This is a genomic window from Arthrobacter sp. D2-10, assembly GCF_054161285.1.
In genome coordinates, this window is the sequence record NZ_CP096431.1 from 1584556 (window position 1) to 1599206 (window position 14651).

At 64.3% G+C, this 14651-nt stretch carries 14 protein-coding genes; 10 read left to right on the top strand and 4 right to left on the bottom strand.

All coding sequences use genetic code 11. From position 1 onward, the window contains the following. Nucleotides 1-7: 7 nt before the first annotated feature. Together M1D74_RS07370 and M1D74_RS07375 are read left to right on the top strand one after the other, a co-directional pair. Nucleotides 8-1201, top strand: coding sequence for an alkaline phosphatase family protein (locus M1D74_RS07370; protein WP_458117008.1), 1194 nt, complete (start codon nt 8-10; stop codon nt 1199-1201). Between the two features lie 3 nt (nt 1202-1204). Further along, on the top strand, nt 1205-1936 hold the full coding sequence (locus tag M1D74_RS07375; RefSeq protein WP_458117009.1) for a thymidine kinase: 732 nt from the start codon (nt 1205-1207) through the stop codon (nt 1934-1936). 72 nt (nt 1937-2008) lie between these two features. Here M1D74_RS07375 and sepH read toward each other — a convergent pair whose 3' ends face one another. Then, on the bottom strand, nt 2009-3265 hold the full coding sequence (gene sepH, locus M1D74_RS07380) for a septation protein SepH (protein WP_458117010.1): 1257 nt from the start codon (nt 3263-3265) through the stop codon (nt 2009-2011). Between the two features lie 299 nt (nt 3266-3564). Here sepH and M1D74_RS07385 point away from each other — a divergent pair, with 299 nt between their 5' ends. Next, complete coding sequence (locus tag M1D74_RS07385; RefSeq protein WP_309072698.1) at nt 3565-3864, top strand: DUF4193 domain-containing protein; 300 nt, start codon at nt 3565-3567, stop codon at nt 3862-3864. A 64-nt stretch (nt 3865-3928) separates the two neighbouring features. Here the strand turns inward: M1D74_RS07385 and M1D74_RS07390 are convergent, their stop codons facing one another. Then, nucleotides 3929-4399 (bottom strand): DUF3093 domain-containing protein, encoded by a 471-nt coding sequence (locus M1D74_RS07390; protein WP_309123790.1) that lies wholly within the window; start codon nt 4397-4399, stop codon nt 3929-3931. A 217-nt stretch (nt 4400-4616) separates the two neighbouring features. Here M1D74_RS07390 and dut point away from each other — a divergent pair, with 217 nt between their 5' ends. The 4 genes from dut (at nt 4617) to M1D74_RS07410 (ending at nt 6951) form a co-directional block, all read left to right on the top strand. Then, nucleotides 4617-5057: a dUTP diphosphatase gene (gene dut, locus M1D74_RS07395; RefSeq protein WP_458117156.1), complete on the top strand. Its 441-nt coding sequence runs from the start codon at nt 4617-4619 to the stop codon at nt 5055-5057. Between the two features lie 55 nt (nt 5058-5112). Then, a complete protein-coding gene (locus tag M1D74_RS07400) occupies nt 5113-5871 on the top strand; it encodes a DUF3710 domain-containing protein (protein ID WP_309072695.1) in 759 nt (252 codons plus the stop codon). An 88-nt stretch (nt 5872-5959) separates the two neighbouring features. Further along, nucleotides 5960-6217, top strand: a complete 258-nt coding sequence (locus M1D74_RS07405) for a single stranded DNA-binding domain-containing protein (RefSeq protein ID WP_309123791.1) — start codon at nt 5960-5962, stop codon at nt 6215-6217. Further along, nucleotides 6214-6951: a DUF3159 domain-containing protein gene (locus tag M1D74_RS07410; protein WP_375164391.1), complete on the top strand. Its 738-nt coding sequence runs from the start codon at nt 6214-6216 to the stop codon at nt 6949-6951. The genes M1D74_RS07405 and M1D74_RS07410 overlap by 4 nt, the downstream gene beginning before the upstream one ends. 7 nt (nt 6952-6958) lie before the next feature. Here the strand turns inward: M1D74_RS07410 and M1D74_RS07415 are convergent, their stop codons facing one another. Next, nucleotides 6959-7621, bottom strand: coding sequence for a potassium channel family protein (locus tag M1D74_RS07415; protein ID WP_309071056.1), 663 nt, complete (start codon nt 7619-7621; stop codon nt 6959-6961). Beyond that, nucleotides 7618-8292 (bottom strand): potassium channel family protein, encoded by a 675-nt coding sequence (locus M1D74_RS07420; protein WP_309071055.1) that lies wholly within the window; start codon nt 8290-8292, stop codon nt 7618-7620. The genes M1D74_RS07415 and M1D74_RS07420 overlap by 4 nt, the downstream gene beginning before the upstream one ends. Before the next feature lie 83 nt (nt 8293-8375). Here M1D74_RS07420 and M1D74_RS07425 point away from each other — a divergent pair, with 83 nt between their 5' ends. The 3 genes from M1D74_RS07425 to acnA all read left to right on the top strand — a co-directional run bounded on the left by M1D74_RS07425 (nt 8376) and on the right by acnA (nt 14619). Further along, nucleotides 8376-10352: an APC family permease gene (locus M1D74_RS07425; RefSeq protein WP_309071054.1), complete on the top strand. Its 1977-nt coding sequence runs from the start codon at nt 8376-8378 to the stop codon at nt 10350-10352. Further along, nucleotides 10349-11650 (top strand): class I SAM-dependent RNA methyltransferase, encoded by a 1302-nt coding sequence (locus tag M1D74_RS07430; protein WP_458117011.1) that lies wholly within the window; start codon nt 10349-10351, stop codon nt 11648-11650. Before M1D74_RS07425 ends, M1D74_RS07430 begins: the two co-directional genes overlap by 4 nt. 173 nt (nt 11651-11823) lie before the next feature. Next, nucleotides 11824-14619 (top strand): aconitate hydratase AcnA, encoded by a 2796-nt coding sequence (gene acnA / locus M1D74_RS07435; RefSeq protein WP_458117012.1) that lies wholly within the window; start codon nt 11824-11826, stop codon nt 14617-14619. Nucleotides 14620-14651: the final 32 nt, after the last annotated feature.

The following is a 14651-nucleotide window of genomic DNA, read 5'->3' on the forward strand; positions in this document are numbered from 1 at the left end:
CCGACACGTGACCGCGACACCCCTTCACCGGGAGCCACTCCCGGCTGCACCCGCCTATGGCCGCTCGACGGTCGCTGAGGTCTTCACCAGTTCCGCCGCAGCCCTCGGGCTTCCCGGATTCGTCAATACCCTTGAATTGCCCTCAGCCCGGAAGGTCTGCGTAGTCCTGGTGGACGGGCTCGGTGCGGCCCTGCTGCGCCAGCGCTCCGGGCACGCACCTTTCCTGCGCCAGTTCCTTGACTCATCGCGCAAGCTCGGCTCCGTGTTTCCCAGCACGACGGCGGCAGCCATCGCCTCGCTCGGTACCGGCCTGCCGCCCGGCCAGCACGGCCTGGTAGGCTACGACGTTCTCGATCCGGAGCAGGACAGGATCGTGAACATGTTGGGCGGATGGGATGCCGCCGTCCGGCCTGAACGCTGGCAGCCGCACCGGACAGTGTTCGAAAGGGTTGCGGAACAGGTGTCCGTCACCAGCGTCGGACTTGCCCGTTTTGACGGCTCCGGACTCACCCGGGCAGCTCTGCGGGGCGGAGCCTATGTCGCGGGCAGCACTCCCGAAGCCCGCGTCCAGGCCGTGTGCCAGGCGTTGACGGCCAACGACCAGGCTCTGGTTTACCTATACCTGAACGACCTGGACAAGACGGGGCACCGCTCCGGCTGCGCCTCGCCGGACTGGGGGGACAGGCTCGAGGACCTCGACCGGACCATGCGTCTCCTCACCGCGAAGCTTCCACCGCACACCCTGCTGCTGCTGACGGCCGATCACGGCATGGTGGACGTGGCACAGGCGCAACAGATCGACTTCTCCGCTGATGCCGACCTGGTTGACGGCGTGGCCCACACAGGCGGCGAGCCCCGCATGGTCCACCTCTATACAGAACCTGACCTTCCCGACGCTGGTATGGAACAACTCCTGGCTTCGTGGCGGAACGCCCACGCCGCGCGAGCCTGGATCCTTACCCGTGAGGAGGCGATTGCTGCCGGGTACTTCGGCAGCGTTGCGCCGGACGTCGTGTCGCGCATCGGGAACATCCTGGTGGCGGCGAGGGAGCCGGTGGCCTTCTACGACACCCGCCGGGTGCCCGCCTCGGCCCTTCAGGTGATTGGCCAGCATGGGTCGGTCACGCGCGCCGAACGCGAGGTGCCGTTGCTCACCCTGAAGAAACCCGGGCCCGTCCCGGCCCGGATAGTCGGGCGCTGACGGATGGCCGAACTGGTGTTCTTTTCCGGAACCATGGACTGCGGCAAGTCCACCCTCGCACTCCAGATGGATCACAACCACAGTGCGCGTGGTCGCGGCGGGCTACTTTTCAGCTCCCATGACAGGGCCGGCGAGTCGGTTATCTCCAGTCGCCTGGGCCTCAAAACCGAGGCAGTGGAGGTCCGCCCGGATACTGATTTCTGGGAAGAACTCGTACGACGGCGAACCCACGGGACACGCGTTGACTATCTCATCTGCGACGAGGCCCAGTTCTATACTCCCGAGCAGATCGAGCAGCTCGCGCGTGTGGTTGATGACATGGATATCGACGTGTTTGCGTTCGGAATAACGTCCGACTTCCGCACCCAGCTCTTCCCCGGCTCGCAGCGGCTCATCGAACTGGCTGACAGAACACAGGTACTCCAGGTCGAGGCGCTCTGCTGGTGCGGACGGCGGGCCACCCATAACGCACGCACGGTGGACGGCGTCATGGTAGTGGAGGGCGAGCAGATGGTGGTGGGCGATGTGGAACCGCCGGCCGCTGAAGCTGATCCAAATCAGCCGAGACTGGCAGGAGGGGGCCTGGACGAACTCGACGCGCCCGCCGGCCCGGTCATCGGCTACGAAACGCTCTGCCGCAGGCACCACATGCGACGGGTTACCGCTCAGACGGCCGGCAGACATGCGGGAAGCGAGGTACCGCTGCCGTTCGATCCGGCAGCGGCGCGCCTCTAGCGTCCCGCTTGGTTGGTCCAGCATCCCGCTTGGTTGGTCGCCTCTGCTGGCGCCTCCGCTTGGTCTGGCTGGCTAGTCGCCCTTGGTCCCGAAGACGATCTCATCCCAGCTTGGGACGCTCGAACGCCTGGGACGAATCTTCCGGTCAGCGGAATGGTCGGTGGCTTTGGGCGCCGCGTCATGGGATTCTTCAGGTTCAGGAGAGCGGTCCACTGCCTGGCTTGCAAGCCTGTCCTCAAGGGAAGCGGCTGGTGCGGCTGCAGAGTCGTTGCCGATTGGTTGCGGCCTCGCGATAACGCTGATCTCACGTGTATCGGTGCTGATGCCTTCGAACAGACGCGGCGTGCCGTCGTCGTACGTGTCTTCCCGGTTCTGTCCCTCGAAGATGGACGGAGCAAGGCTCAGCCCGGGGAAGGACCGGGATTCAGCCGCGACGCCGTGCTCCTCGCTGATGTCTGCGTCCTCGTGGACGGGGCGGGGATGCGCGGCAGGAACATGTCCCTTTGCGAGCATGAGCGCGAGGGCATCGTCGCCGTCTTCATCGGCACCGAGGCGCTGGCCGCGACGTGAGCGAAGCACTTCGAGCAGCTCATCGGAATCGGATTCCTCTGGTTCCTCGACGGCAGCATCGGTTTCGAAGTCGAAAACGCGGTCGGCTACCGCGCTGAGCCTCCGTGAGGGGAGCGGCCCGTCCAGCGGCTCAAGCTCGCTCAGGACCTGCGCCCAGCGGTTGGCGTTCAGCACTGTCCGGCGCGACGGGTTGAAGGTCCACTGGGCGGGCGGTTCCTCTCCGACCGAGGCTGCGGAACCGGTGGGAAGTTCAAACCGGACGACGACGGTCCAGAGACCGTCCGGCTTGCGCCACGCATCCCATTCGGCGGTCTCGGGGTCCACTCCAAAGGCCTGCAACCGGTACCGGACCATGTCGTCGAGCTGAGCCGGGTTGTCCCCGAACGCGGACCTGTAGCCGTCGTTGGAGGGCAGCGGGGATGCCACCTCGACGCGCTGCGCCAGCTGGGCCATGTAGTCGCGTTCCGCCCGTACCGGACCCTCGTAGCGCAGGACATGCTGCAACTCCACGCCCGTTTCGTCAACGATCTCCTGGGCAGTCGCACCACCCCGGATGCGCGCCTGAATGTCCCGGGGGCTCAACGGCGGACGCTTGTCCGGGCTCACCGGCGTTTCCTGGCGCATCGGACGCGTGGACGGCCTTGAGCTCGCCATCCGCAGCGCCTCGTTGATAGGGAGGCGGAACGAAGTCCCACCTTCACCGCTCAGCAGCAGATGACCTCCGCCCTCATCCACGCCTACCAGCCGTAGCTCCTGCATGAAAAACCCTCCAGCCGACATACGTTACTTTCGGTGAAACTCTGCCATTCAAAGGGTCCCGTTCCTACTTCATCCCTGGTGTGGCGCGGAACTTATGCATGGATTCGCTTTATTGAAGTCGATCAGCAACAATCTCTGCGGAACGGGCACAAAATGATCCCCTTCAGCGTTGTGACACGGACAGGAGCCTTGCGCTTATTACGCACCGTTCCTGTGTAGCGATTCGACCGTGGCTCCCACAGTCCACAAACAGTCCACCGATACACCACCCACATCCTCCGGAGCGTGAACAACTAACTATGGCGACTGACTACGATGCGCCGCGGAAGACCGACGACGAACTCAGCGAAGACTCCATTGAGGAGCTGAAGACGCGTCGCACGGACAAGCAGTCCGCGGTTGTCGACGAGGACGAGGCTGATGCTGCGGAAGGGTTCGAACTTCCGGGCGCCGACCTCTCCGGCGAAGAACTGCTGGTGCGGGTGCTTCCCGCGCAGGCCGACGAATTCACCTGCGCTTCCTGTTTCCTGGTGCGCCACCGCTCGCAGATCGCAAAGGAAAAGAACGGTATGGCCTACTGCAAGGATTGCGAAGGCTGATTCGGGGCCCAGCGACGTGGAGCCCAGTAAGTGAGGTCGACGAACGAAGGCGGAGAAGTCCCGCCTAGGCTCCTTGTGACGGGGCGGTCAGGGCAGCGATCAGCTGCTCGGGCCGCCTCGTTGATGTTAACCAGTAGGGCGTGGGGTCCTCGGCATCCTCGATCACGATCTTGACGACGGGCGAGATCCAGCCTCGAATGCAGAGATAGGCCTTCCCATGGAGCCTTGGTCCGCGCTGGGCCGTCGCGTCGGCTCCGGTGAAAGCCTCGACGCGCCCCAGGTACTTCCGCTCGATCTGCGCTTTGCCCACCTGCAGCTCGGTGGACGTCACCCTGATACTCGGAGTTGAGAGGACCAGCAGGGTGGTCAGAATGGCCGCGACCACGACGGCGGCTATGATGCCTGCCTCAACGCTGATCGGTATGAAGGTGAACACTGAGGCAAGAGCCGCACCCGCCACCACGATCCAGATCCACGGCGCCGGCCACAACTTCTCTTCATAAAGAACCGATTCACCGGCAGATCCTGTAGGCATATCAGCTAGCTAAGCACCTTTCGGGGCGCTTTTCATCCTGACGCCGAGGAGTGGGCGGTCGGGTGGAAGCGCTACAGTAAATGGAGCAAAGTGCTCCGGTGCGCCGTGCACTTCCGGCGCATCGCCGATGCGCAGCGCATACTGCGCCGCCATCAAAAAGACCCGTGCAGGAGAAGACGTGCTTGATACCGCTGAAGCATTGTCCGTGCAGATCAAAATGCTCGACGACGGACTCGAACCCCCTGCCTATGCGCACCCGGGCGACGCCGGTGCCGACCTTCGCACCCGCGTCGACTTCGAACTTCGGCCCGGAGAGCGTGCCCTCATCCCGACCGGCGTTGCGCTGGCATTGCCTGACGGCTACGCCGCATTCGTCCATCCCCGTTCCGGCCTCGCAGCCAAGCACGGGATCACCGTCGTGAACGCCCCGGGGACCATCGATTCCGGATATCGGGGTGAGGTGGCCGTGACGCTGTTGAATACGGACTCCTCCGCTGCCCTGTCCTTCCGCCGGGGCGACCGCATTGCCCAACTGGTTATCCAGAAGGTCGAGCAGGCGGCATTCGTGGCGGTGGACGAGCTGCCCGAATCCGTTCGCGGGGAGGGCGGCTTCGGTTCGACCGGGGGATTCACTCCGACCACAGGCGCCCCGCGCTGACGCAACGACTGGCAGCGACAGGGCTGCCGATGACCACTGAAGGAGGATCCCGATCATGATTTTCGGGCGCCGCAAGAAGAACGAAAACCGTAGCACTGCATCAACGACTGCGGCTGAATCCGGCGAGACCACCGAAGCCGGCGAGGAACTCGAGCCGTCCAGCGCACGGGAGGAAGTTGCGCTGGCCACCGGTCGTGCTGCGACCGGTCCTTTCGACGATGCTGAAAAGGACACGAGCTCGGGTTATATCGATCTTGGAGCCCTGCGGATTGCCGCTGCCGAGAACCTGCAGCTCCGCCTCGAGGTCGAGGAACGGACAAAGCGGGTTATCGCAGTCACCCTGGATATCAAGGGCTCGAATCTGCAGCTTCAGGCCTTCGCCGCTCCACGGTCGGAAGGGCTCTGGGACGAGATCCGCGGGCAGATCGCTGCATCCGTCGGATCGCAGGGTGGAACCGTCGAGGAGCGTGAGGGCGAGTTCGGCACAGAACTGATTGCGAAACTCCCCGCGCAGACGCCGGATGGCCGCGCTGGGTTCCGGGTGGCGAGGTTCGTCGGCGTTGACGGCCCGCGCTGGTTCCTCCGCGGCGTCTTCGGGGGGCCAGCCGCCATGGATCCCGCGCTGGCAGAGCCAATGGAGCAGCTCTTCCGCAATGTGGTTGTGGTCCGTGGGGACCATCCGCTGCCTCCACGGGAACTTCTGCAGCTCAGGCTGCCGAAGGACGCGGGTGCGCCGAAGCAGCAGCCTGAACGGCCGAAGACGGCGCCCGACGATCCGCTGCGGCGGGGCCCCGAGATCACCCACATTGGCTGATCATGGCTCTACAGCCCACCGGGAGCAGGGGAGGGGGACCGGTTTCCCCAACCGCGGACGCGTTGCCGGGAGGGGCTTCGTGGAGCGTGTGACTATTCTGCCCCGGAGTGCTCCGCCCGAGTTTTCAGCGACGGTTGCCCTGGATCCCGGTGATTCCACCGCCGGTCCACGAGGTTCCGACCGGGATCGAAGGGTCCGGCTCATCTGGAACGGCCAGCGCAGGGTTCCCGGGATCGACCCAGGTATCAACCTGGCTTTCGAGGGGATGGTCAGCATGGTCGATGGAATACGCACTATTCATAACCCGCGGTACGAGATTGTCGGCCGCCCTGAGGAGTCACCGTGAACCAGTCCGCCGAGGACCGCCCGGGCAACGAGGCGGCCGACGCCCCCGATCAGCCAGCCACAGATAACGGACTCGGAGCGATCGCAGGCCAGTATGCCGCGAAAGCCGGCGTGCGGCAGGACGAAAGCGGACGCATCGATGTCATGCAGTCCATCGGCGGAGTGCGCGGACTGGCCGAAGCCATACTTCCCGGCCTGCTGTTCACCGTTATCTTCACCGTGGCGCGGGACCTGCAGCTCTCACTCATTGTTGCCCTCGCAGTCTCAGCGGTCTTCGCCGTCGTCCGCCTGCTCACCAAAACGCCGCTGACCCAGGCACTGTCCGGGCTGATCGGCGTGGGCATCTGCGCGTTTGTTGCCAACCGAACGGGCAACGCGGAAGACTTCTTTCTTCCCGGATTCTTCACGAACGCCGCCTACATCGTGGGCATGGTGATTTCCATTGCTGTCCGCTGGCCCCTGGCGGGACTGCTCTTCGGTTTCATCCGGGGGGAGGGCACCGACTGGCGCAAGCACCCGGCGCGGATCAAGGCCTACTCACTTGCCACCTGGCTGATTATCGCAGTACTCGCCTTGCGGCTCATCGTGCAGGTGCCGCTGTACCTCGTAGATAACATCGCCGCCCTCGGCGCCACCCGTGTGGCCATGGGTGTCCCACTCTATGCACTGGGGCTTTGGTTCGCCTGGCTTGTATCGCGTCCGGCGCTCGAGAAGCAGCAGCATCCGCCGGCGTAAGGGGACGTCAGGTAGCGGACCGTAATGCCGCCCGCAGAGCGTCCTCGGCTGCGATCGCGGCAACAAAGAACAGTTCATCACCGGCCTCGACAACGTCGTCGGGGCTGGGAGTGATGGGAGCGTCGTCGCGAAGGATCGCAACTGCCGTGCAGTCCGCGGGCAGCTCGATTGACCCCAGCGTTCGCCCGATCAGGGACGAATCATGGGGCACAGTGAACTCGACAATGGCAGACACGCCGGTCTGGAGGGTCAACAGGCGCACGAGGTCGCCGATTTCGACCGCCTCTTCCACCAGGGCTGTCATCAGGCGCGGTGTGTTGACTGCGACATCGACGCCCCAGGAATCGTCAAACATCCAATCGTTCTTGGGGTTGTTCACCCGTCCCACGGTCCGTCCGACGCCGAACTCGCTCTTGGCCAGAAGCGAGACCACGAGGTTCACCTTGTCGTCGCCGGTAGCGGACACCACGACGTCGGCCTCTTCCAGTTTCGCGTCCTTGAGGGTGGTCAGCTCGCACGCGTCACCGATCAGCCAGCGTGCGCCCTTCAGCCCACTGCGGCCCACCACCTCCGGCTTCTCATCGATGAGGAGGATGTCGTGGTTGTTGGACAGCAGTTCACGTGCGATCGAGGATCCGACGCTTCCCGCGCCGGCAATGACAACCTTCATTCCTGCTCCTCCCGCGGCTGCTTGGAGAGCACCCGAGCCACTTCGTCTGTTGCGGCGGTCTCCATCATGGCGTGCACAACGTCGCCTTCCTGGTAACTGGTTCCGCTGCCCGGCAGCATTCCCTCGCCGAAGCGGGTGAGGTAGGCAACCCGCACGCCGGCAGCTTTTTCGATGTCCTTGATGGAACGTCCCAACCAGCCGTCGTGGAGGTTGAGTTCACCGAGGATCAGCCGCCCTGAAGACTCGCGGAAGTCACCGTTGATGCTCTGCTCGGGGAGGATCCGGCGGAGGACCTGATCTGCGCTCCAGCGGACCGCCGCCACCGTGGGGATACCGAGGCGCTGGTAGATCTCTGCACGGCCTGGATCGTAGATACGTGCGACGACGTGCGGTACGTGGAAGATTTCCCGCGCCACCCGGGTCGCCAGGATGTTGGAGTTGTCTCCGCTCGACACCGCGGCGAAAGCGTACGCGTTTTCGATATCGGCGCTCTTCAGGGTGTCACGGTCGAAGCCTACGCCCGTCACCTTGCGTCCGCCGAAGGAGCCGCGCAGCCTGCGGAACGCCCGGTCATCCTGGTCGATGATCGCCACGCTGTGGCCGGATTCGTCCAGCGTGTGCGCCAGGCTCACGCCGACCCGTCCGCAGCCCATGATTACGAAATGCGCCACTGCGCCACCCCTGCTTGTCTGCTGCTGGTTATCCCACAAGCCTAGTGGAGGTCGGGGCGTGCAAACGCGCTAGTCTGTGGGCTGTGCTGACTTTCTTCGAGGCCGCCAAACGGGTGTTGGTGGGCAAGCCGTTCCGCAACGACCGGCTGCGGCATGAAACGCTGCCGAAGAAGATCGCGATGCCGCTCTTTTCGACCAGCGCCCTCTCGTCGACCGCCTACTCACCCGACGAGATCCTGCTCACCCTTGCGCTGGCCGGTGTGTCAGCCGTCGCGGTGTCTCCCTGGGTCGGCCTCGCGGTCATCGTGGTTCTGTTGGTGGTCATCGCCTCCTACCGCCAGTCTGTCCACGCCTACCCTTCAGGTGGCGGTGATTACGAGATAGCCCGCCGCAACCTGGGGGATGGCGCCGGAGTTACGGTCGCTGCGGCGCTCATGGTTGATTACGTCCTCACAGTGGCGGTATCCGTATCGGCAGGGGCGCACTACGTCATCTCTCTCGCACCGGCGCTTGCAGGCACGCAGACTGCCCTGGCAGCGGCCGCCGTCGTCGTGTTGGTGGTTGTCAACCTTCGGGGGTTCACGCGCGACGCGCGCGTGCTTGCTGTTCCGTCCTATGTGTTCATGGCTGCGATCCTCGCCCTGTGTACTGCCGGCTTTGTCCAGCGGCTCACCGGAACACTGGGCGAGGCGCCGAGTGCGCGCTTCGAGATCATTCCCGATCCTGCCTTTGAGAGCGGACTGGTGGGGCTTGCCGGCGCGCTGCTGATCCTGCGCGCCTTCTCCTCGGGCGCGGCGGCGCTGACGGGAGTGGAGGCTCCGAGCGCCAACGTTCCGAGCTTCGAGCGTCCGCGGGCGAAGAATGCTGCGAGCACTCTCCTCATCCTTGGGATCGTCGCATCGCTGATGACTGCAGGAATCATTTATCTCGCCAACGCCACCCGGGTGCACGTGGTCCAGAACCCGGCCGAGCAACTGCTGCTCAATGGTGAACCGGTGGCAGGGTCCTACATCCAGAATCCGGTCATCAGTCAGCTCGCCGGGACCGTCTTCGACGGCGGAAGCGTGCCTTTCATCATCGTCGTCGGAGCGACTGCGCTCATCCTGTTGCTCGCGGCGCACAGCGCCTTCAACGGTTTCCCTGTCCTTGCATCCATCCTGGCCAAGGACGGATACCTTCCACGCCAGTTGCGTACCCGCGGGGACCGCCTGACGTTCAGCAATGGGATCATGGCGCTCGGCCTCGGAGCTATCCTGCTGATCTTCATGTTCCGCGCGGACGTCACCCAACTGGTGCAGCTGTACATCGTCGGCGTCTTTGTCTCCTTCACCGCTACCCAGCTCGCCCTGATCAAGCACTGGAGCCGTGAGCTGCGCAGCACTGTCGACAAGAAGCGCCGCTGGCAGATGAACAAGTCCCGCGCCATCAATACCGTAGGGTTCCTGCTGACTGCGGCCGTGCTGGTGGTGGTACTTGTGACCAAGTTCGAGTTCGGCGCCTGGATTGCGGTCCTGGCCATGGTGGTGTTGTTCGCGGTGATGCTCAGCATCAAGGCGCACTACGACCAGGTAGCCCGGGAACTCGCCATCGACGACGCCGCGTCCGCCCGTGCCTTGCCTTCACGGGTGCATGCCGTGATTCTTGTCTCCCATGTGCGCAAGCCAGTGCTGCGTGCCCTCGCCTTCGCCCGGGCATCCCGACCCTCACGGCTCGATGCGATCGTGGTCGATGTGGACCCCGAGGAAACGCGGCGAACCCTCGAAGACTGGGACCGCCTCGAAGTGCCGGTGCCGATCACGGTCCTGGCTTCCCCCTACCGCGACACCATCCAGCCGATCATGGACTACATCCAGTCCATGCGCCGTGACTCTCCGCGGGACCTCATTGTGGTCTACATCCCCGAGTACGTTGTGGGCAAGTGGTGGGAGCAGCTGGTGCATAACCAAACGGCGCTGCGCATCAAGACCCGGCTCCACTTCGAGCCGGGGGTTATGGTGGCAAGCGTGCCATGGCAGCTGGCATCCTCCGATGCCGCCCGAAAATTCCAGGACCTCAGGTGACCCACACTCCAGAAATCGAACTAACCATCGGCCCACCCGCCCACGGCGGGCACTTTGTTGCCCGGCACGAGGGCAGGGTGATCTTCGTGCGCCACGCCCTGCCGGGTGAGGTGGTGAAGGCCCGTCTCACAGAGCACGACGACGACGCCCGCTTCTGGCGTGCCGACGCCACCGACGTCGTTCAGGCGTCGCCGGACCGCGTGAACCACCCGTGGCCGCTTGCTGACGCCGTCCTGGCGGGCATGCGGGGAACGCGGCCGGTGGGTGGCGCGGAGTTCGGCCATATCGACCTCCCAGCCCAGCGCAGGCTGAAGGCGGAAGTCTTTCGGGAACAGCTCCATCGGCTGGGGAAAGTGGACCGGGAGATCACTGTCGAGCCCGTCCCGGACGAGACCCCCGACGGATTGGGATGGCGCACCCGCGTGGGTTTCGCTGTCAACGGCGACGGGCATCTTTCGATGCACGAACACCGCTCGACCGAGCTGATTCCCGTGGCGGACATGCCGCTGGCCGTCTCCTCAATCAATGACCTCGCGTTGTGGAACCTGAACTTCAGCGGCGTGGACGGTGTTGAAGTCGCCGCGGGGTCGGGAGATGACGAGCCGCTGGTGCTGCTCCTGGCGGCACAGGATGCTCCCAATCGGGAAGTTCGCGCGCTGGCTGATCAGATTCAGGGTGCGTCGGTGGCCGCCTGGAATCCCGAGTCCGGCACCCTGACACGCCTGCGCGGCCGCACGTGGGTCCGCGAAGTTGTCGGTGACAATAGCTTCCGGGTCACCGGCGAAGGGTTCTGGCAGATTCACCGCAGTGCACCGCGGGTATTGACGGAAGCGGTGCTCGGAGGACTCGAACCGTCATCCGGACAGCGTGTTGCAGACCTTTACGCCGGCGCGGGACTTTTCACGGCAGCACTTGCCGGAGAGGTGGGGGATTCCGGTGCAGTGCTTTCAGTCGAGGGTGCCCCCGCCGCGAGCCGGGACGCGCGACGAAACCTGCACGGTCAAGCACACGTCGACATCGTGCAGGGGAAGGTCGAGAAGGTGCTGCGGGAGCGCCGGCCGCACCTTGACGCGGTCGTCCTGGATCCTCCCCGGGCGGGAGCGGGAAAGGAGGTTGTCCGTGCGATTACCGGCACCGGCGCACAGGCGGCCGTGTACGTCTCGTGCGATCCGGCTTCCTTCGCGCGGGATGTCGCCTACTTTGCGGCCGCCGGATGGCAGCTGGACTCCCTGCGAGTGTTCGACCTGTATCCGCACACCCACCATATGGAGTCAGTCTCTGTTCTCCGTCCGGCCTGAACGCACCCGGTTGCCCGCAACCGGCTAGGATGAAAACGGTTGTTCCGCGTGGACTTCGCAGCCTCCATTCGCCGCGAAAAACCGATACCTGCTCCCCTGGAGTCTTAGGTGCTCCTAAGTAGCAGCTCGCGCCCGCCGGAACAAAGATAGAAGACGGCGAGAGGAGTCCTGACATGAGTAGTGTGGACAGCTTCGGTTCCAAAGGCGTACTAGACGTCGCCGGTGCCGAATACGAGATTTTCCGGTTGAATGCAGTTGAAGGCGCCGAGAGCCTTCCGTACAGCCTCAAGGTTCTGCTCGAGAACCTGCTGCGCACCGAGGATGGTGCAAACATCACTGCGGATCACATTCGCGCACTCGCGAACTGGGATGCCGACGCCCAGCCAAACACCGAAATCCAGTTCACCCCGGCGCGTGTCCTGATGCAGGACTTCACCGGCGTGCCCTGCGTGGTGGACCTGGCGACCATGCGCGAAGCGGTCAAGGAGCTCGGCGGAGACCCGGCGCGCGTCAACCCGCTTGCACCTGCAGAAATGGTCATCGACCACTCCGTGCAGATCGACGTCTTCGGTAACTCCGATGCCATCCAGCGCAACATGGAAATCGAGTACGAGCGCAACGGGGAGCGGTACCAGTTCCTCCGCTGGGGCCAGACCGCGTTCGACGACTTCAAGGTTGTACCCCCGGGAACCGGCATCGTGCACCAGGTCAACATCGAGTACCTGGCGCGCACCGTGATGACACGTGAAGTTGAAGGTACCCTCCGGGCCTACCCCGACACCTGCGTCGGCACCGACTCGCACACCACCATGGTCAACGGCCTCGGCGTGCTCGGCTGGGGCGTCGGCGGCATTGAGGCCGAGGCAGCAATGCTCGGCCAGCCCGTTTCGATGCTCATTCCGCGGGTTGTCGGCTTCAAGCTCACCGGTGCCATCCCGGCGGGCGCAACTGCCACCGACGTCGTCCTCACCATCACGGAGATGCTGCGCAAGCACGGCGTCGTCGGCAAGTTCGTCGAGTTCTATGGCGAAGGTGTTGCCGAGGTTCCGCTGGCCAACCGCGCCACCATCGGTAATATGAGCCCGGAATTCGGCTCCACCGCAGCCATGTTCCCGATCGACGATGTCACCCTCGAGTACCTGCGCCTCACCGGCCGGTCCGAACAGAGCGTTGCGCTGGTCGAGTCCTACACCAAGGAACAGGGTCTTTGGCATGATCCCTCGCGTGAGATCCGTTTCTCCGAGTACATCGAGCTGGACCTGTCCACGGTTGTTCCGTCGATCGCAGGCCCCAAGCGCCCGCAGGACCGTATCGAGCTGACCAAGGCCAAGGAACAGTTCCGCAAGGACATCCACAACTACACCGGAAGCGCCGACGAGGCCGCACTGGATGAAGCACTCGAAGAGTCCTTCCCGGCCTCGGACGTCCCCGCCATGACGTCCACCCTGAAGCATTCGGCCGCAGCGTCGGCCACCGGGCGTCCGTCCCGGGCGGTCACGGTGAACATGAGCGACGGCCGCGAGTTCGTGCTCGATCACGGTGCCGTCACCATTGCTTCGATCACCTCGTGCACCAACACCTCGAACCCGTCGGTGATGCTCGCTGCCGCCATCCTGGCGCGCAACGCTGTGGAGAAGGGCCTCACCTCCAAGCCCTGGGTCAAGACCTCTGTTGCCCCCGGATCGAAGGTTGTCACCGACTACTACGACAAGTCGGGCCTTACCCCGTACCTGGAGAAGCTTGGCTTCTTCATCGTCGGCTACGGCTGCGCCACCTGCATCGGAAACTCAGGGCCGCTTGAGGAAGAGATTTCCCACGCGATCCAGAACAACGACCTCTCCGTTGCCGCGGTGCTCTCAGGCAACCGCAACTTCGAAGGCCGCATCAACCCGGACGTGAAGATGAACTACCTCGCGTCACCGCCGCTGGTCATCGCCTATGCTCTCGCGGGCACCATGGACTTCGATTTCGAGAACGATGCACTCGGACAGGACGAGTCGGGCAACGACATCTTCCTACGGGACATCTGGCCGAATGCCACCGAGGTGCAGCAGGTCATCGATTCCTCGATCGACGAGGACATGTTCGCCAAGGGTTATGAGGGCGTGTTCGACGGCGACGACCGCTGGAAGGCGCTGGACACCCCCGAGGGTGACACCTTCGCCTGGAATACGGAGTCCACTTACGTCCGCAAGCCCCCGTACTTTGAGGGCATGCAGGCACAGCCGGAGCCGGTTGCCGACATCGAGGGTGCACGCGTCCTCGCGAAGCTCGGCGATTCGGTCACCACCGACCACATCAGCCCCGCGGGCTCGTTCAAGTCTGACAGCCCCGCGGGCCGCTACCTCCTCGAGCACGGCGTCGCCCGGAAGGACTTCAACTCCTACGGGTCCCGCCGCGGTAACCACGAAGTGATGATCCGCGGCACCTTCGCCAACATCCGCCTGCGCAACATGCTGCTGGACGGGGTGGAGGGTGGTTTCACCCGCGACTTCACCCAGACCGGGGGCCCTCAGGCGTACATCTACGACGCCGCCATGAACTACCAGGCCGCAGGCACACCGCTGGTGGTTCTGGCGGGCAAGGAATACGGATCGGGCTCCTCCCGCGACTGGGCCGCCAAGGGAACCGCGCTGCTCGGAGTGAAGGCCGTCATCGCTGAAAGCTACGAGCGCATTCACCGGTCCAACCTGATCGGGATGGGCGTACTGCCGCTGCAGTTCCCCGCCGGCCAGAACGCTGCCACTCTGGGGCTGACCGGTACCGAGACCTTCTCGATCGAGGGCGTCACGGAGCTGAACAACGGCAACACACCGGCCACCGTCAAGGTGACCGCCACACCGGAAGAAGAGGGCAATCCCGTGACGTTCGACGCGGTCCTGCGCATCGACACCCCGGGTGAAGCCGACTACTACCGCAACGGTGGAATCCTGCAGTACGTACTGCGCCAGCTGGCAGCAGCTTCCTGATTCACCACTTATCCAGAACACGCCGCGTCCGG

Coding starts and splice junctions, on each gene's coding strand:
- M1D74_RS07375 (WP_458117009.1), top strand. CDS start 1,205: ATGGCCGAACTGGTGTTCTTTTCCGGAACCATGGACTGCGGCAAGTCC.
- sepH (WP_458117010.1), bottom strand. CDS start 3,265: ATGCAGGAGCTACGGCTGGTAGGCGTGGATGAGGGCGGAGGTCATCTG.
- M1D74_RS07385 (WP_309072698.1), top strand. CDS start 3,565: ATGGCGACTGACTACGATGCGCCGCGGAAGACCGACGACGAACTCAGC.
- M1D74_RS07390 (WP_309123790.1), bottom strand. CDS start 4,399: ATGCCTACAGGATCTGCCGGTGAATCGGTTCTTTATGAAGAGAAGTTG.
- dut (WP_458117156.1), top strand. CDS start 4,617: ATGCTCGACGACGGACTCGAACCCCCTGCCTATGCGCACCCGGGCGAC.
- M1D74_RS07400 (WP_309072695.1), top strand. CDS start 5,113: ATGATTTTCGGGCGCCGCAAGAAGAACGAAAACCGTAGCACTGCATCA.
- M1D74_RS07415 (WP_309071056.1), bottom strand. CDS start 7,621: ATGAAGGTTGTCATTGCCGGCGCGGGAAGCGTCGGATCCTCGATCGCA.
- acnA (WP_458117012.1), top strand. CDS start 11,824: ATGAGTAGTGTGGACAGCTTCGGTTCCAAAGGCGTACTAGACGTCGCC.